The organism is Acinetobacter sp. P1(2025) (assembly GCF_051390655.1).
Taxonomy (GTDB): domain Bacteria; phylum Pseudomonadota; class Gammaproteobacteria; order Pseudomonadales; family Moraxellaceae; genus Acinetobacter; species Acinetobacter junii.
Map to the genome: position 1 here is coordinate 1 of NZ_JBPKBJ010000069.1, position 17,374 is coordinate 17,374.

Annotated in this window: 16 protein-coding genes; 7 read left to right on the top strand and 9 right to left on the bottom strand. The window is 40.4% G+C overall.

Going from position 1 to position 17,374, the window contains the following annotated elements; genetic code table 11:
- Positions 1-124 precede the first annotated feature (124 nt).
- From ACSC97_RS14575 to ACSC97_RS14595, 5 genes are all read left to right on the top strand, one after another.
- Positions 125-646 (top strand): GTP-binding protein, encoded by a 522-nt coding sequence (locus ACSC97_RS14575; protein WP_436661648.1) that lies wholly within the window; start codon positions 125-127, stop codon positions 644-646.
- 21 nt (positions 647-667) lie between these two features.
- Positions 668-1,087, top strand: a complete 420-nt coding sequence (locus ACSC97_RS14580; protein ID WP_436661625.1) for a roadblock/LC7 domain-containing protein — start codon at positions 668-670, stop codon at positions 1,085-1,087.
- A gap of 336 nt (positions 1,088-1,423) precedes the next feature.
- Positions 1,424-2,770, top strand: a complete 1,347-nt coding sequence (locus ACSC97_RS14585) for a sphingomyelin phosphodiesterase (protein ID WP_436661627.1) — start codon at positions 1,424-1,426, stop codon at positions 2,768-2,770.
- Between the two features lie 12 nt (positions 2,771-2,782).
- Entirely contained in the window at positions 2,783-3,703 is a 921-nt protein-coding gene (locus tag ACSC97_RS14590; protein ID WP_436661629.1) for a lipase secretion chaperone, read from the top strand.
- A 111-nt stretch (positions 3,704-3,814) separates the two neighbouring features.
- A complete protein-coding gene (locus tag ACSC97_RS14595) occupies positions 3,815-4,282 on the top strand; it encodes a hypothetical protein (protein ID WP_436661631.1) in 468 nt (155 codons plus the stop codon).
- A gap of 29 nt (positions 4,283-4,311) precedes the next feature.
- Here ACSC97_RS14595 and ACSC97_RS14600 read toward each other — a convergent pair whose 3' ends face one another.
- The 6 genes from ACSC97_RS14600 to ACSC97_RS14625 form a co-directional block, all read right to left on the bottom strand.
- The gene (locus ACSC97_RS14600; protein WP_436661650.1) at positions 4,312-6,270 is read right to left on the bottom strand and encodes an acetyl/propionyl/methylcrotonyl-CoA carboxylase subunit alpha; all 1,959 of its coding nucleotides are present in this window, start codon (positions 6,268-6,270) and stop codon (positions 4,312-4,314) included.
- The gene (locus ACSC97_RS14605; protein WP_436661633.1) at positions 6,270-7,103 is read right to left on the bottom strand and encodes an enoyl-CoA hydratase/isomerase family protein; all 834 of its coding nucleotides are present in this window, start codon (positions 7,101-7,103) and stop codon (positions 6,270-6,272) included. The genes ACSC97_RS14600 and ACSC97_RS14605 overlap by 1 nt, the downstream gene beginning before the upstream one ends.
- 14 nt (positions 7,104-7,117) lie before the next feature.
- Positions 7,118-8,275 (bottom strand): acyl-CoA dehydrogenase family protein, encoded by a 1,158-nt coding sequence (locus ACSC97_RS14610; protein WP_151211597.1) that lies wholly within the window; start codon positions 8,273-8,275, stop codon positions 7,118-7,120.
- 100 nt (positions 8,276-8,375) lie between these two features.
- A complete protein-coding gene (locus ACSC97_RS14615) occupies positions 8,376-9,989 on the bottom strand; it encodes an acyl-CoA carboxylase subunit beta (protein WP_436661636.1) in 1,614 nt (537 codons plus the stop codon).
- A 9-nt stretch (positions 9,990-9,998) separates the two neighbouring features.
- Positions 9,999-10,925 carry an SDR family oxidoreductase gene (locus ACSC97_RS14620; protein ID WP_005402049.1) on the bottom strand — a complete coding sequence of 309 codons (927 nt, stop codon included), beginning with the start codon at positions 10,923-10,925 and terminating at the stop codon, positions 9,999-10,001.
- An 18-nt stretch (positions 10,926-10,943) separates the two neighbouring features.
- Positions 10,944-12,749, bottom strand: coding sequence for an acyclic terpene utilization AtuA family protein (locus ACSC97_RS14625; RefSeq protein WP_436661638.1), 1,806 nt, complete (start codon positions 12,747-12,749; stop codon positions 10,944-10,946).
- A 191-nt stretch (positions 12,750-12,940) separates the two neighbouring features.
- Here ACSC97_RS14625 and ACSC97_RS14630 point away from each other — a divergent pair, with 191 nt between their 5' ends.
- Complete coding sequence (locus ACSC97_RS14630; RefSeq protein ID WP_004950245.1) at positions 12,941-13,540, top strand: TetR/AcrR family transcriptional regulator; 600 nt, start codon at positions 12,941-12,943, stop codon at positions 13,538-13,540.
- A complete protein-coding gene (locus ACSC97_RS14635; RefSeq protein WP_436661641.1) occupies positions 13,537-14,034 on the top strand; it encodes a GNAT family N-acetyltransferase in 498 nt (165 codons plus the stop codon). The genes ACSC97_RS14630 and ACSC97_RS14635 overlap by 4 nt, the downstream gene beginning before the upstream one ends.
- A 43-nt stretch (positions 14,035-14,077) precedes the next feature.
- Here the strand turns inward: ACSC97_RS14635 and ACSC97_RS14640 are convergent, their stop codons facing one another.
- From ACSC97_RS14640 to ACSC97_RS14650, 3 genes are all read right to left on the bottom strand, one after another.
- Entirely contained in the window at positions 14,078-15,250 is a 1,173-nt protein-coding gene (locus tag ACSC97_RS14640) for an acyl-CoA dehydrogenase family protein (RefSeq protein ID WP_436661643.1), read from the bottom strand.
- 93 nt (positions 15,251-15,343) lie between these two features.
- The gene (locus ACSC97_RS14645; protein ID WP_151959018.1) at positions 15,344-16,507 is read right to left on the bottom strand and encodes an acyl-CoA dehydrogenase family protein; all 1,164 of its coding nucleotides are present in this window, start codon (positions 16,505-16,507) and stop codon (positions 15,344-15,346) included.
- Between the two features lie 169 nt (positions 16,508-16,676).
- A complete protein-coding gene (locus ACSC97_RS14650; protein ID WP_436661646.1) occupies positions 16,677-17,234 on the bottom strand; it encodes a DUF4256 domain-containing protein in 558 nt (185 codons plus the stop codon).
- Positions 17,235-17,374: the final 140 nt, after the last annotated feature.

A 17,374-nucleotide genomic window follows, 5' to 3' on the forward strand; every position in this document is an offset into this window, starting at 1 on the left:
TTGGCAGAAGAAATTATTTAGACCAATCATCAAAGACTTCATTGATGACTTTATTCTCGATAAAAACCATCTGCTACCACAGAGAATCTATAAATGATAGTGCGTAAGTCCTAAACAATATAAAATTGTATTTGCAGGAAGCATGGGTGCAGGTAAAACTGAAGCGATTAAATCACTCTCCGAAATTCCTGTGCTTGCAACCGAAGCATTTAATACAGACAGTCAGGCACATAATAAAATGCAAACAACTGTTGGCATTGATTATGGTGAAATTACTTTAGATGACGGTGTTAAAATTGGACTTTATGGAACACCTGGACAAGCACGATTCGATTTCATTTGGCCAGTTATTTGCCAAGGTGCTTTGGGTGTGATTATCTTGGTTGATCATAATAGTAAAGTTCCTCTAGAGGAGCTAGAAGGCTATTTAGATACTTTTAAAGACTATACACAAAATATTTCGATCGGCATCACACATGTTGATGAAAATAAAGGGCAACCGATTTCAATTTATCGAGATTGGTTAATTCAAAATGAGTATCAATATCCTCTGTTTTTTATTGATGCCCGAAAACAAGAACACATTCTGCTGATGATTGAATCACTGATTGCGGCACTAGAAGTCAATCTGAGAGCAACGAATTAATCATTTTGAAAGAGAAGAATTATGTTCAGCATTCCAAGTCAACAACGTACAGCGCCAAAGGAGTTGATCCATTTGGCTAAAGCTCAAGCCAATGACATATTGATGAATATTCGTGGCATTGATTATATTATGCTCTGCTCTACAGATGGTTTTGAATTGGCATCCATCTATAAGAAGAATCCATATAATAGTACTAAGCTTGCTGCGGTGAGTAGTTCTATTCTGGCTATGGTGAGTGCCTTTTTAAAAGAGATTCAACTTACTGGTTGTCAAAGTATTACTTTAGATGCAGAAAATGGCAAGGCAATCCTGACCTCAATCCCTGCCCCCCACCACCCAATGGTTATGGTGACTTTAAGCAACAAAGACGTATTACTTGGTCAATTGTTATATAGCCTTAAGCAAGCAAGCGCAGCAATCATAGAAGCTGATCAAGCATAATTCATAACGCATAAATTAAGCTCTGATGAATGATCAATTTGTCAGAGCTTTTTTAATTTCGAAAATCCACATTCTATAATTTTCTTTTTTGAAGTATTGCAAATAACCCAACTATTCAGAACAAACCCTACTTATCCAGTTTTTAATATGCTTAAACAACAAGATAAATCATACAAATTCAGATGAATGGTAAAAAAAATTAAATGAATTATAAATATTTTTCAATTATGATTATTTTCGAACAAATCATAACCCAAAAAATATTCAAAAACGAAAATTTAAATGATTATGAAAAGGAGTTTGTTCACAAATAATTAAATTTAACGGAGAAGAACGATGAAGCTGGACAGCTTTAAATTTGCCGCTGGGGTTATGCTTTTAGCAGGTGGCGTATCTGCACAAAATGCATATGCTGATTCTTATGTATTTGTCACGAATACAACACCTCAAACGGTATCTGTACAAATCACTCAAACTGGAACGCATATTTTACAAGCTGGAAATGAGTGGGCTCAGGAAGCGACTCAAATCGCACCCTATGAGACTAAACGCGTGCTGCGAATGAATCGATACTCAGGCATAAAATCAGGTAAAACCTATAATTTTGACACTGTTGTAACGAGTGGAAATTCACAAGTAACGCTCAAACAAACCATGACAGGTACTTGGACAGGTAGTACGATTAAGCATGGTATCCAAACAGCAACCACGACATCTCCATGGTATTCTGATCGTGCAATTCATCGAATTAATACAACTTATGCAGGCTTATCTGCTCAGGCTGCGGTCAAAGCTGAATACACGGGTGGGTATGATGATTTCCACTACACAATTCACCAAAACACAGTGCAAGAACCTGTATCCAATAGCGCAGACGAATTAAAAGTACTGTCATACAATATTTATGCATTGCCTATGGTTGCAAGCAAAATTAGCGAACGCCTAGCAGAGTTACCAAATCATTTAAATGGATATGATGTCATTTTGCTTCAAGAAGCATTTTCATCATCACGGACTAGTATGCTGAATCAACTAGTCCAACAATATCCATATCAAACCCATGTTCCAGTTGGTTCAGGCTATAACTTATATGACAGTGGTGTCCTTGTTTTAAGTCGATATCCAATCGTAAAAACAGCTGAAATGATTTATCCAGATTGTACAGGAACAGATTGTTTTGCTGACAAAGGTGTAATTTATGCTGAGATCATCAAAAATGGAAAAGCTTATCACGTAACATCCACCCACACGGCTTCCTTCGATACAGATGAGGCACGTGCATTACGACAAGTTCAATTTAAACAAATCCGTCAATTAATTAATCAGCAGAATATTCCTAGCTTCGATGCGGTATTAATGGGTGGTGACTTTAATGTAAATAAATTCTTATGGCCGCAAGATTATCAAGATATGCTGACCAATCTTAATGCAACTGCACCAATCAGTACTGGTTACACTGCTTCAACTTTTGACCCACGTGTTAACAAATTAGCTGGCGCAGCTGGTTCGGGTGGAACAACGGTTGAATATTTAGATTATGTCGTTTCTTCAAATACACATCGTCAGCCTATTCAATCTCGCAATGACGTTCGTATTTTACGTTCTACCGCAGATCCGCTTTATATGACTTGGGATTTATCAGATCACTTCCCTGTAATGGGACATTTTAATTATGGCCCCTAAGTAGGAAGTATTATGAATAAAAGACTATGGATCACATGCCTTATTGTTCTATTGGTCTTAATTGCGTTTGCAGTTTGGAAGAGTACCGCCTCTTCCGCTGCTACGCAACAAACCAAAAATGAACAGTCCTCCAATCACACTGTGTCTAATTCAAATGATATGCAAAACAGAAGTAAGGATGAGATATTGCAACAATCATTACAGACTCAGTTACAGGCTTTACAAAAAAATCCAGGCAATATTAACCAGTTTTTAAATCAATACCGAGCCAGTTGCCATTTAGATGACTGCAATGCTGCATTAACAAAAGCACTTAATGCCTATCCTGATCAACAATTTGCTCAAACTGTGCAAAATTTATTGAAGCGTATGCCGCAATATGAACAGCAAATGCAAAGTACAGTATTATCAACGGCGCTATCCCCCAAAGAACGCTTTGATGCAATTTGGAAACTAAGAGAACAAACCCTAGGTAAAGATGAAGCAGCTTTAGGTTTTGAACAAGAACGTGAATATGCAGATTATCGTTTTGCTTATGCGGAACTTAAACAGAATACGCAATTGAATCCTGAACAACGATTGGCTGCATTAGAAACGCTTCAACAAGAATATCCTCGATTAATGGAGCAAGAGGATAATTTTTCTCGTTATGAACAAGCGGTTCAGCTACTTGATGAGAAACAACCAACTGCTGAAACTCAACGTCTAAAACAAGAATTACAACAACGCTATCTCACACAACAAGAGCAATTAGACCTGCAATTTAAGCAACAACGTGAACAACAGCAGCAACAGAAAGTGAATCAATATCAACAGGCACTCAAACAACTGCAACAAGAAATGCAACCGCTCAAGTCTCAGCTTTCCGAAACTGAGTGGCAAAGGCAGTATCAACAACGTCTTGAAAGCTTGCGATCGAATCTGTTTCCTTGATTTTGATGCCATCTGATATACAGATGGCGACTATTTCAGCATCTCATTTTTTCACCTATACTGAGGTAAAAGTAAAACTCACGAAAAGCTTCTTTTTTGGAAATCAATGGAATGAATTACCCAAAACTGCAACATGACTTAAATACCGCACTAGAATCTGAAATCTTAGGTGAATTGGTTTTTCTGAATGCAGCAAAGCATACCCGCTCGACTGAGCAACAATATAAATGGAATCTCTTGGCTCAATTAGAAACTCAAACTTTGCATAAGTTACAACAGTTTTTGATTCAAAATGGTCATACCGCAAAGATTCGACCACATATCAAATTACAAGCCAAAGCATCAGGGATTGCGATGGCAAAGCTTCCGTGGAAAGTTGCGATGCATTTGCTTAAACAAGGTACGAAACCTTTTATGGAAACGTTTGAGAGAATGAATCAACACGCCGATACTCAGACTCAAACTTTTCTGCAATATTTATTAGCACATGAACAAGCTTTGGCAGAGTTTGCAACACAAGAATTAAAGGGAAATTCGAGAAGTTCACTCAATGCTGTAGAAAAATTATTAAAAAGCTAGGTCTAACCTAGCTTTTTAATTAATAAGCTTTATGCAACTGCGACATTTAATAACAATTGTCGTTTTTTCACTTGTTGACCGACTTGACCAATCAGCTCATCAACGACACCATCCACATCAGATTTAATCTGTTGTTGGATTTTCATCGCCTCCAAGATCAACAAAGTTTGACCTTTGGTAACGGTATCACCAGCGTTGACCAATAGATTCACAATCGCACCATCCATTGGTGCTCGAATCTTCCCATCACCGATAACTTCAACCGCTTCAGGTTCTGCGTAAGTGCTATTCTCTATGATGAGATTGCCATTCGCTGTATCTAAATAAAGCTGATTTTGATCAAGCACATAACTCAATTTACGGCGTATACCATCTACATCATAAATGATCTGTGTATCTTGAATCGCTAGAATTTTAATCTTGACTTGCTGATCACATAGCATAGCGATCAGTTGATCGTGATCTGTTTGGACATGAAGTAATAAATGTTGATCGGCACATTTTAGTTTTAATGGGAAAGGCACAGAAATACCTGTTTGCCATGAAACTTTTGCTTGGTTCAGTTGAGTGAACACTGCTGCAGCAACCGCAAGGTTTTCCAAACTTGGTGCCTGTTGATGAAGGCTGACATCATCTTGAAAATGTTGTTGAATAAATGCGGTATTAGTATCACCTGCCACGACAATCGGATGACGTAATAAATTCACCAAAAACTGTTTATTACTGTTCACACCCAATAGCACACAATCATCTACTGCACGCGCTAACAGACGAATCGCATCCTGACGAGTTTTACCATAAGCAATTATCTTCGCCACCATTGGATCATAAAACGGGCTAATTTCACCCTGTTCTAACATACCATGATCAATCCGAACATTTGGTAACATTCCATCAGAGCCTGCAGGTTTCCAACTAAGTACCTTTCCAGTTTGAGGCAAGAAATCCTGACGTGGATCTTCTGCATATAAACGCACCTCAATTGCATGTCCATTTAAGGTGAGTTCATGCTGCTGTAGAGGTAAAGTTTCACCATTTGCGACACGGAGTTGCCATTCAACTAAATCGAGGCCCGTGATCATTTCTGTTACTGGATGCTCAACCTGTAAACGGGTGTTCATTTCAAGGAAATAAAACTCGCCTGATTGATCAAGTAAGAATTCAACTGTACCTGCACCGATATAGTCGCAAGCTTTGGCGGCAGCAACTGCAGCCTCGCCCATTTGCTGACGTAATTCAGGTGTCATCACCGGACAAGGTGCTTCTTCGACTACTTTCTGATGACGGCGTTGAATTGAACAATCTCGTTCAAACAGGTATACATAGTTACCATGCGTATCACCAAACACTTGGATTTCCACATGACGAGGTGCGATCACCGCTTTTTCGATGATCAGCTCACCTGAACCAAAGGCATTTTCAGCCTCTGAGCGTGCGGTTTTTAAAGCTTCCAACAAATCAACAGACTGGTGAACCAAACGCATGCCACGTCCACCACCACCAGCAGATGCCTTCACCATCAAGGGGAAACCAATTTTTTCTGCTTGTTCAGCTAAATATTCGATATCTTGTCGATCACCTTCATAACCTGGTACACAAGGTACACCCGCCTCAAGCATGGCGATTTTTGACAAGCGCTTACTACCCATCAAATGAATCGCAGTCGCATTTGGACCAATAAAAGTGATGCCATGATCACTACACGCTTGGGCGAAATCGGTATTTTCAGATAAAAATCCATAACCGGGATGAACAGCATCCGCACCTGTCTTTTTGCAGGCTTCGATAATATTGGTGATCGACAAATATGACTCAGAAACTTTAGATGCACCGATGTATACAGCTTCATCAGCCACTTGAACATGGCGAGCATTGGCATCTGCATCTGAATATACAGCAACTGTTTGATAGCCCATCGCTTTCGCTGTTTGCATCACTCGAACTGCGATTTCACCACGATTTGCGACTAAAACTTTTGAAAATTTCATCATTGCTCAGCCCAAGTTGGTAAACGTTTTTGAATAAATGCCATCGTGCCTTCTTGACCTTCTACTCCACCGACAGCTTGCGCAAATTGCTGTGCAGCATCATCGAGTAAAGAATCTAAGGGTTCATTCAAAGTACGATGTAATAAAGCTTTAGTATTGCGAGAGGCCAATGGTGCAGCACGTTTGATTTGTTGAACTGTATCGCTCAGTAGCTGCTCAAGCTCATTTTCATCATGTACTACATCATGTACTACACCTAACTTCTGAGCAGTCTCACCATTGAAACGAGAACCTAACAATGCCAAACGACGCGCTTGTGTTAATCCAATGCGTTTAACTACGAAAGGTGCAATTTGCGCTGGCAAAACACCTAAGCCTGTTTCAGGTAGGCCAAACTGTGCCGTATCGAGACTAATCGCGATATCAGAAACACAAGCCAAGCCAAAACCTCCACCTAATACCGCACCTTCTAATACCGCAACCACGGTTTGTGGCGCTTGATCAACTTGTTCAATCATGGCACCGAAACGACGGTTAAAATCAACATATGGCTGTAAGCTACCCACATTCGCCGCCTCTACACGGAGTGCTGCCATATCTTTAATGTCACCGCCTGCACAGAAATGTCCGCCTTTACCACGTAAAATCACAGCACGAATCGATACATCATCTGCTATTTGGGTAAAGACCTGTTGAATCGCATTGACCATATTGAGACTCATGGCATTGCGACTTTCAGGTCGATTAAGCCACATCGTTAAAATACTGCCCTGTTGTTCAAGTTGGAGACTTTCATCCACTGGTAAATCAGTTAGAGAAGTTGAAAGCATCATGATCTTCCCCTGCCTTATTTCTGTTTCTTCGGCAAAATGTCCATCAACTTGCAAATAATCCCGAGCATAATTTCATCGGCACCACCCCCAATTGAACCAAGGCGACCATCACGATAAAGTTGAGAAGCTGGGTTATCCCACATAAAGCCATTGCCTCCCCAATATTGCAGACAGGTATCAGCGACTTCACGAGTGAGACGTCCCGACTTGAGTTTCGCCATCGAAGCCAACATCGTGACATTTTCCCCAGCAATATGCTGTTCACAAGCTTGATAAGTCAGCGCCTTTAATGCTTCAACTTCAGTCATTAACTCGGCGAAGCGGAAATGTACATATTGGTTATTAATCAAGGGCTGACCAAAAGTAGTACGTTCTTTAGCGTAATCAATCGTTTGTTGAATGACTTTTTCTAAACCGCCTACTGCATTGGCACATGCCCACATACGTTCTTCTTGGAACTGCATCATTTGCATCATGAAGCCCATGCCTTCAGCACCAACCAAATTACGCTGTGGTACACGAACATTATCAAAATAGACCTGAGCAGTTGTGGTTGAACGCATACCTAATTTATTCAGCGGCTCTGAAAAACTGATACCCGCAGTCTTCGCAGGCACAATAATCATGGATTTATTGACATGCGGTTTGTCATCTGAAGTATTGGCAAGTAAACAGAAGAAATCAGCTTGCAATGAATTGGTGATCCACATTTTGCTACCATTAATCACATAATCATCACCATCTTTTTTCGCAGTGGTTTTGATTGCTGCTACGTCTGAACCTGCATGCACTTCTGATACTGCAATTGATGCCACATATTCACCACGAATCGCAGGATTCAAAAATTCTTCTCTTAATTCTTTGCTACCAAAACGAGCAAGTGCAGGTGTCGCCATATCGGTTTGCACACCGATCGCCAGTGGCACACCACCACATGCTGCACGCCCTAATTCTTCAGCGACAACAAGGTTATATGAATAATCCAAACCCAAACCGCCATTTTCTTCTGGCTTACAAATACCCAGCAAACCTAAATCTGCCATTTTCTTAAACACGTCATGAATCGGAAAGCGTCCTGCTGCTTCCCATTCTGGAATAAATGGATTTAGTTCGTTTTCTACAAACTGACGTGCGGTACGACGTAATGCTTCATGCTCTGCGGTAAATTTCATTATTTTTTCCTTAAAAATTAAATATTCTTAAATCCCTCCCAACCTCCCTTTTCAAAGGAAGGAGTTCCCCTCTTTAAAAAGAGGGGCTAGGGGAGATTTCTTAAAATCTCGATACACCAAAACGTGTTGGATTAAGTTCACGTTGTTGTGCTTCATAAATGGTTTGTAGCAAGAAGATCAGGACTTTACGCGTATCTCTTGGATCGATAATGCCATCGTCATGCAACATTGCTGTATTAAACAAAGCAGTCGATTGCTGTTCTAATTTCATCGCAGTGCTTTGCTCTAGGAAATCCAACATTTGTGGATTCGGTTCCATTCCAGAAGCTTTCTGTTTACCTTCTGCGACGATACGCAACACTTTCCCTGCTTGTGCTGCCCCCATTACCGCAACATGTGAATTTGGCCATGCAAAAATAAAACTTGGAGAGAGACTACGCCCACACATCGCATAGTTGCCTGCACCGTAGGAACCAGCCACAATAATCGAGATTTTCGGTACAGTCGCATTCGCAACTGCTTGGATTAATTTCGAACCATGCTTAATGATGCCGTTCTGTTCAGCATCTGTTCCCACCATAAAACCTGTAGTGTTATGCAGGAATAAAAGTGGTCGTTTGGTCTGCTCACACAGATGAATAAATTGTGCTGCTTTGACCGCACCTTGTGGTGTGATAGGTCCATTGTTGGTAATAATGCCAATATGTACGCCACCCATTTTCGCCCAACCACATACGGTTAAAGCATCGTATTCCTGTTTAAACTCAAGGAAATCTGAATCATCAATAATGCGAGCTACAACCTCTTTCATATCAAAAGGTTGCTTTGGATCTTTGGGAATAATGCCAAGCAACTCTTCAGGCGCGAAACGCGGTTCTTTGTAGTTTTGATTTAGACTAGTGGTTTGTTCCTTCCAATTCAAATGCTCTAAAATCTCACGAGCAAGTCGAATCCCATCTGCATCATTTTCCGCCAAATATTCTGCTACACCTGAAACTTGGGTATGCATTTCAGCACCGCCCAACTCTTCAGCCGTTGCCACCTCACCAGTCGCAGCCAATAACAATGGCGGACCAGCCAGTAACATTTCGGTTTGTTTGCGCACCGCGATCACATAGTCAGACAGACCAGGCTGATATGCTCCACCTGCTGTGGCATTACCATGTACCACCGAAATTTGTGGAATCCCTGCCGCAGACATCCGTGCTTGATTGGCAAAGGTCATACCGCCATAGGTAAATACTTCAGCAGCATAGTTAAGATTCGCCCCACCACTTTCCGTTAAAGTAACAATCGGTAGTTTTTGTTCAAGTGCGATTTTCTGTAAGCGTAAGGTTTTCTGTACACCCATCGGTGACATAGTGCCACCTTTGATCGCACTATTGCTAGCAGAGACTAGGCAGCGTACACCACTAACAAAACCCAAACCCGCAATAATCCCACCACCCGCTTCTGAGCCATCTTTATCATCATGCATGTTGTAGCCAACTAAGCCACATAACTCGACAAAAGGTGAATCCACATCCAATAGTAAGCGCACACGTTCGTGTGGCAAGATTTTGCCTTTCTTATCAAACTTTGGTTTAGCCGCATAAGATTTATCAATACTCTTTTGCTGTACTGCACGTACTTCCGCAATTTGATTCAACAAAGCTTCACGGTTTTGTTGATACTGCTCACTACCGACTGCAATTTCAGATTGGAGAATGGTCATTGTTTTTCCTCACTCCAAGCCTAGCTTGTCGTCTTGCGGCTGGGCAGAGCGTTGCTCTGCTTTTCCAGCCTCATCTTTAAAAATCTCTGGAATAAAAGCACGATGGAAACCATTAAAAGACTGGCTATTGGTTGCATCTGCCAATGGATACATGCGTGTTCCCTGAGATGCAGCACCATCAATACGTAAAGTTACCCCTGAAACAAAAGCCGCTGCATCAGAAAGCAAATAACAAATTGCTGAAGAAATTTCAGATTCTGTACCCATACGTTTTAACGGAACATTACCTGCCAAACTTGGAATGATTACTTTGGCAAAGTCACCACTATAGTTGTCCATACCTGATGAAATAATCCATCCTGGCGCAACTGCATTGACGCGCACACCCGATTTACCCCATTCTACTGAAGCCGTTTTAGTCAGGTTATCCACACCTGAGCGTGCTGCACCTGAATGTCCCATACCTGGCATACCGCCCCACATATCTGCAGTCATGTTGACGATGCTGCCCCCATGTTTAGCCATCCATTGGTTATAGGCTTCACGCATTAAATAGAATGTAGAATGCAAATTATTGCGAACCACAGCATCAAAGCCATTAGCAGAAATATTTTCCAATGCCGAAGGAAATTGCCCACCTGCGTTATTCACTAAACCATCGAGCTTGCCAAATTTTTCAATGACTTCAGCAATCATGCTTTTGACTTGTTCTTCATCACGGTTATCACAAACGATAAAATGGACTTTTCCACCATCTTCGCTAATTTCTGCTGCAGTTTTTTCTAACTTTTCAATTTTTCGACCTGTAATCACAACTTGAGCACCTAGAGATGCCAGCTCATGTGCTGTACAGCGTCCAATACCTGAGCCGCCACCTGTGACGATAATCACTTTGTCGTCAAATGCATCTGCTCTGAAAATTGATTGATAACCCATTTGATTTACATCCCTTACTTATTTTTCTAACAATTTCGCTGGTACTTTGACTGGCATATCTAACAATTGCTGTGCAAAAGCCTTACCTTGTGGATCAATACGTAAACTTGCAATCCCACCGCCACCTAAGGCATTTTCCAACATAAAATTCAGTGCATTCATCGCAGGTAATTCATAACGAATGACCTTTGACTTTTCTGGATCTAAAACATGCTGCATATAGTCTGAAACATTTGCTTCAGTGAGCGCCGCTCGAATCCACGGCAAATATTCTGCTTTACGCGCAATCACACCAATATTGCTATGGTTACCTTTATCTCCACTACGAGCATGAGCAATCTCAATCAAAGGCACTTCGATTTCATCGCCTTGATAAGTTGCGACTTCACCAGTTGGATGGGGAGCGAAATTCTGTGTTGCTGAGCCAGTAGGAATCTCAACAGGATGTCGCTGGCCTGCAAAATCAACCTCAACCTTGATTTGATCTTTATCAATCAAGAAAGAAAACAACTTGACCACTGCTGAGGCTTTAGGGCGACCACCGACAATGCCCGCTAATGCAGGTGCCATACCTGTAGAAGCTTGTGCGATTTCCGAAGCGAAGAACATACACGCTTCTTTAAACAGATGTTTGACTGCAATTTTGACCACGACTTCACGACTTTCTTTAATGCGTGCATGTGCCCCATAGGTGCTTTCAATACCTAAAATTTCGATCGATTTTTCTGTAAATGGAGGAACAGAACGTAAAGCCAATACACGCTCACATTTATTGATAATGGCATTGGCAATGGTTTGTGCTTTCTCAGGCGCTTCGCGACCTGCGATTAAGAAACTGACTAAAACACGATAACCATCAGCATAAGTGGCACTCACTTTATATTGTTGAGTTGGTGCTCGACCTGTTGCACCTGTAACTTTAACTCGATCATTACCCACTTGTTCTAAATAGACTTGGCTAAAATCAGCTGTCACATCAGGAAGTAAATAGGCTTGTGGATTGCCAATTTCATAAACGATTTGCTCTGCGACCGTTGCAGTCGACACTAAACCACCTGTACCTTGTGGTTTAGTCACAACAAAAGAGGAATCTGCACTGACTTCTACAATTGGAAAACCCATGTTGTCAAAGCCTTGTACTAAACGCCAATCAGTAAAATTACCACCTGTACATTGAGCACCACACTCAATTACATGCCCAGCCAATGAACCTTGTGCGAGTTTGTCATAGTCATCCAATGACCATTTGTATTCATGCAACAACGGTGCAAGTACCACAGCCGAATCAACAACACGACCTGTAATCACAATATCCGCGCCCAAATCTAAAGCGTCACGAATAGCAACAGCACCTAAATAGGCATTACTGCTCGCCACATGTGCAGGCAAAGGCTCGCCATTAAACATTTCTTTGATATTTTTTTGCTGTAGTTCGGTGTGCTTTGGCAATACATCGTCACCAAGTACCACAGCTACTTTTAAATCTAAGCCCTTTTCATCAATGATTTTTTGTAAAGCATCACGACAAGCTAAGGGATTCACCCCACCTGCATTACTGATCACTTTGATTTTCTTTTCAGCGATTTTATTGATCAGTGGAGACATCACACGACTAACAAAATCCAATGCATAACCATGGTTAGGATCGGTCATCATTGCTTTAGCCATGATTGACATGGTAATTTCAGATAGATAATCAAAGACCAAATAATCAATATCACTCAAATGCACCAACTGAAAAGCAGCTGTATTGGTATCACCCCAAAACCCAGAAGCACATCCAATTTTTACTAACTTTTGGTCATCCTGCTTGACGCTTGTCATGAGCTTTCTCATTATTATTAAAAACAACACAACATTACCAAGCAAGTGCTTGGTTTGTAAAGTACAGAATGATATGCTGTATTGGCAAAAATAGACAAATTCAAGCAAATGCTTGTTATAAAAAGATAAGACAATTCATGAAATGAATTTTGTTACAATACACTTTGATTAAACGGGATAGACGGACAGGCATGATCGCAACTTCAATTGAGCAAATACCAAAAATCGTATGTTTTGACGATAGCCCACGTGGACGTTTGCTCTTAGGTGCCGCCTATCTGTTTTATAAGCAAGGATATGATAAAACCACGGTTCGCCAACTTGGTGAATTTATTGGTATTCAATCAGGTAGTCTCTTTCATCACTTTAAAAGTAAAGATGACATTCTTGCTACTGTGATGGAACAAACCATTATTTATAACTTTGCACGGCTTAAAGAAGCGGCTGAACGCTCAAATGATCCTGAACAACAATTGCGTGATTTAATCAGAGCTGAGCTGATCTCAATTACTGGTGATACTGGTGCGGCTATGGCAGTGCTGGTTCATGAATGGTTTGCGCTTTCTAAAGAAAAACAAGACTATCTTTTGAAAATGCGTAATGAATATGAGCAAGTCTGGCTTGATGTGATTGAAAAATTACGCACTCTAGGCAAAGTCAAACATGATGCGTTTATTTGGCGACGTTTAGTCGGTGGTTCTATTTCTTGGACAGTCACATGGTACCGACCAGAAGGTAAAGTGAAAATTGATGAATTGACTGAAATGGTTTGGGAAATGGCTTTGAAATGAATCAGGTCTATTTACGTAAGTACCAACTCAGCGATTTAGTTGAAATCAAACAAGCCTACCAAAATAGTATTCATCTACATCAACCGTGGACATACCCTCCTACAGATTTTGAACATTACCTACAGCAAGAATATCGTTATTTTGTCTGTTTAACTGAAAACCATACAATTGTAGGAACCTTTAATATATCGAATATCATTCGAGGTCTCTTTCATTCTGCTTATTTAGGCTATGAAGCCTTTTATCCATATATAGGTCTTGGATATATGCGACATGGACTTCAACTTATTTTACAAGAAGCTTTTCAAACACTGAACTTGCATCGATTAGAAGCGAATATCCAACCTGAAAATTCTCGCTCCATTCACCTTGTGGCAGGAGCAGGCTTTGTTAAAGAAGGGGTTTCGCGTCAATATCTTCGTGTAGGCAGCAAAGAATGGAAAGATCATGAGCGTTGGGCGATTTTAAATCATGAGTGGATTGAATCCACATAATTTTAAAAGGGGATGAATTAGTGATCACCCCCTTTTTTACCAATTAATATTGCAACTGTTTACTAATCAAATCCTTCATAATTTCTTCGGCACCACCACCAATCATATTCACCTTCACTTCACGGTAAATACGTTCGGACTTCATACCTCGCATAAATCCCATACCACCCAAGGTCTGTACCGCAGCATCAGCACAGAATTGCATCGTACGTGTAGCAACGTTCTTAAGCATTGATATCTGTGCAATAAGCTCACTACCTTGCAGTTCCTTTTTTCCCATACGATATGCAGTATCTTCCAACAAAGCACGAGTAGCTGTAAGTTGCGTAGCCATATCGACAAGTTTATGACGTACCACTTGATGATCAATTAAGCGCTTACCAAAGGTTTTACGTTGTTGTGCCCATTCCAAAGCCTCTTCATAGCAAACCAATGCATAACCATAGGCTATCGCTCCTAGCCAAAAACGCTCCATATTAAAGTTATTCATAATTACTTTAAAACCAGCATTTTCCTGACCGAGCAAATGACTTACTGGTACCCTCACTTCATCAAAATGTAGGTGTGCTGTGTCAGAAGCCCACCATCCCATCTTTTTTAAAGGTGATTTTGTAATCCCTTCGCTATGCGCATCCATCAAAAGCATCGAGATCCCTTTTGGACCTTGTCCATTCGGATCTGTACGTACCGCAACCGTATAATAATCAGCTCGAATACCTGAAGTAATAAAGGTTTTCTCGCCACTCACAATATAATAATCCCCGTCACGAACCGCTTTTGTTTTTAAAGCGGCAACGTCGGAACCACCACTCGGTTCAGTAATCGCTAGGGCTGAAATTTTTTCACCTGCAATAATTTGCGGCATAACTTCATCACGAATCTCTTGACGTGCAAAGTGATGAATCGGTGGAGTACCAATGCTATGAATCATCAATGAAATATGAACCCCACCCGATGCTGCTTTTGCCATCTCAATTGCAGCAAGCAATACATGAAATGCATCAGCGTCAGGAATTCCACCATGTTCTGCATCGAAACCTAAACCAAGTAAACCAATGCTAGCAGCTTTTTGATAAAGTTCTCGCGGAAAAGTGCCTGCTTCATCCCATTCATTTACATAGGGTGAAATTTCTTTTTCAACAAAGCGTTTAACACTATCTGCAAAAGCTAGATGTTCAGATGTGTAATAAATTGGGTTAAGTGATAAACCATCCATGCCTTTTTCCTAAATTATTATTTAACTCATTCTTGTTATGCGGATCAGGCTTTAAACCAACTTCCTCTTGATTCAAAGCCTTTAAAATTTGTATTAATAGCCCAGTTGACGGCTAGCAAGATCTTTCATGATTTCCTCTGCCCCACCACCAATCATGTTGACTTTCACTTCACGATAAATACGTTCTGATTTCGTACCACGCATAAAACCCATACCGCCTAATGTCTGTACCGCAGCATCAGCACAGAATTGCATAGTTTGTGTTGCAACATTCTTAAGCATACAAATTTGCGCAATCAGTTCATTTCCCTGTAATTCAGGTTTTCCTAAACGGTAGGCTGTATCTTCCAATAATGCGCGAGTTGAAGTTAAACGTGTCGCCATATCCACCAACTTGTGACGAACGACTTGATGATCAATTAAGCGTTTACCAAAAGTCTGACGCTGTTGGGCCCAATCCAAAGCTTCTTCATAACAAACCAATGCATAACCATAGCTACTGGCAGCAAGAAAAAAACGCTCCATGTTGAAGTTGTTCATGATGACGAAAAAGCCCATATTTTCTGCGCCGAGTAAATTTTTAGCTGGCACGCGCACATTATCAAAATGCAAATGAGCTGTATCCGATGCCCACCAACCCATTTTATCTAGTTTTGATTTTGTAATGCCTTCACTATGTGCATCAATCAGCAACATTGAAATACCATTAGCACCCTTCGCATCGGGATCAGTTCTCACCGCAACAGAATAATAATCTGCACGAATACCTGATGTAATAAAGGTCTTTTCACCACTGACAATATAATCATCACCATCTCGAACCGCTTTAGTTTTTAAAGCCGCAACATCTGAACCACCACTCGGTTCAGTAATTGCCAATGCAGAAATTTTCTCTCCCGATAAAATTTTTGGTAATACTTCAGCTTTTACTTCTTCTTGAGCAAAATGTTGAATTGGTGGTGTACCGATCGTATGTGAAAGCAAAGATGCAGCCAAACCACCTGATGCACATTTCGCTAGCTCGACTGAAGCAAGTAGAGTATAGAATGCATCCGTCCCCGCAATACCTCCATAATTTTCATCAAAGCCAACGCCGAGCAAGCCAATATCGGCTGCTTTTTTATAAAGCTCTCGAGGAAAGGTTTCTGCTTCATCCCATTCATTAATAAAAGGGCTAATCTCTTTTTCAGTAAAGCGCCTAACACTCTCAGCAAATGCTAAATGTTGCTCAGTATAATATATGGGATTAAGTTGCATGCTTACTTCCTGACGATTATTGGTCATTGTTTTCGAATATTTAGTGAGCACTAAGGTATCAAAACCACAAAAACCAAGCAAGCGCTTGGCAAAATTTAAGATTAAAAAAAATATTCAATTGGTTCGTTTACTTTAACTTCCTACAAGGAATCATTCATCCCAATGGAACTTAGATTTTTAACAAACTACGAAATCCTCGAGTTGAATAATAAGATTGAGCACCATTGTGATAAGTGAAAACTCGTCCATAACGACAATCACAAAAGATAGCCCCACCCAAAATACGAATATTTTCAGGTGTCTTTACCCAACTCGACGTCTTTAAATCAAAATTCTCTATAGAATGTAATTGCTTATATTGTTCTTCTGTCAGCAATTCAACTCCCATCACTTCTGCTTCATTAACAGCATCGCTAATTGGTTTATGCTCTTTCCGTGAATTTAGTGCCTCTCGATCGTAGCAAAGACTTCTGCGACCTTTGGGTGATTCTAATGAACAATCATAAAATGTGATTTCGGATGAGTCTGAATCTATTGATACTACGTCAGGTTCTCCACCTGTTTCTTCCATTTGATGCAATGACCATAATTTATTTGGTACTTGTTTTAATCTTTCCTCAACCTGATACCAACTTAAGTTCAAATGTCGATGCATGTTGTTTTCAAAACGAATTTTTAATTTATCCAATAAAATATTCTTTTCTCTTTCATCCAATTGTTTTTCCATTATATTTACACTCCGCTTTTTCAATAATCTAGGACTTACGCATTGACAGATTCAAAAAAGTATTAAAATGCTTTATAAAGTATCTGTGATTAGACGAATTAAACATGCTTCTACAGCAACCTGTACTCTACCCATTTATA

Coding starts and splice junctions, on each gene's coding strand:
- ACSC97_RS14580 (WP_436661625.1), top strand. CDS start 668: ATGTTCAGCATTCCAAGTCAACAACGTACAGCGCCAAAGGAGTTGATC.
- ACSC97_RS14585 (WP_436661627.1), top strand. CDS start 1,424: ATGAAGCTGGACAGCTTTAAATTTGCCGCTGGGGTTATGCTTTTAGCA.
- ACSC97_RS14590 (WP_436661629.1), top strand. CDS start 2,783: ATGAATAAAAGACTATGGATCACATGCCTTATTGTTCTATTGGTCTTA.
- ACSC97_RS14595 (WP_436661631.1), top strand. CDS start 3,815: ATGAATTACCCAAAACTGCAACATGACTTAAATACCGCACTAGAATCT.
- ACSC97_RS14600 (WP_436661650.1), bottom strand. CDS start 6,270: ATGAAATTTTCAAAAGTTTTAGTCGCAAATCGTGGTGAAATCGCAGTT.
- ACSC97_RS14605 (WP_436661633.1), bottom strand. CDS start 7,103: ATGATGCTTTCAACTTCTCTAACTGATTTACCAGTGGATGAAAGTCTC.
- ACSC97_RS14610 (WP_151211597.1), bottom strand. CDS start 8,275: ATGAAATTTACCGCAGAGCATGAAGCATTACGTCGTACCGCACGTCAG.
- ACSC97_RS14615 (WP_436661636.1), bottom strand. CDS start 9,989: ATGACCATTCTCCAATCTGAAATTGCAGTCGGTAGTGAGCAGTATCAA.
- ACSC97_RS14620 (WP_005402049.1), bottom strand. CDS start 10,925: ATGGGTTATCAATCAATTTTCAGAGCAGATGCATTTGACGACAAAGTG.
- ACSC97_RS14625 (WP_436661638.1), bottom strand. CDS start 12,749: ATGACAAGCGTCAAGCAGGATGACCAAAAGTTAGTAAAAATTGGATGT.
- ACSC97_RS14630 (WP_004950245.1), top strand. CDS start 12,941: ATGATCGCAACTTCAATTGAGCAAATACCAAAAATCGTATGTTTTGAC.
- ACSC97_RS14635 (WP_436661641.1), top strand. CDS start 13,537: ATGAATCAGGTCTATTTACGTAAGTACCAACTCAGCGATTTAGTTGAA.
- ACSC97_RS14640 (WP_436661643.1), bottom strand. CDS start 15,250: ATGGATGGTTTATCACTTAACCCAATTTATTACACATCTGAACATCTA.
- ACSC97_RS14645 (WP_151959018.1), bottom strand. CDS start 16,507: ATGCAACTTAATCCCATATATTATACTGAGCAACATTTAGCATTTGCT.
- ACSC97_RS14650 (WP_436661646.1), bottom strand. CDS start 17,234: ATGGAAAAACAATTGGATGAAAGAGAAAAGAATATTTTATTGGATAAA.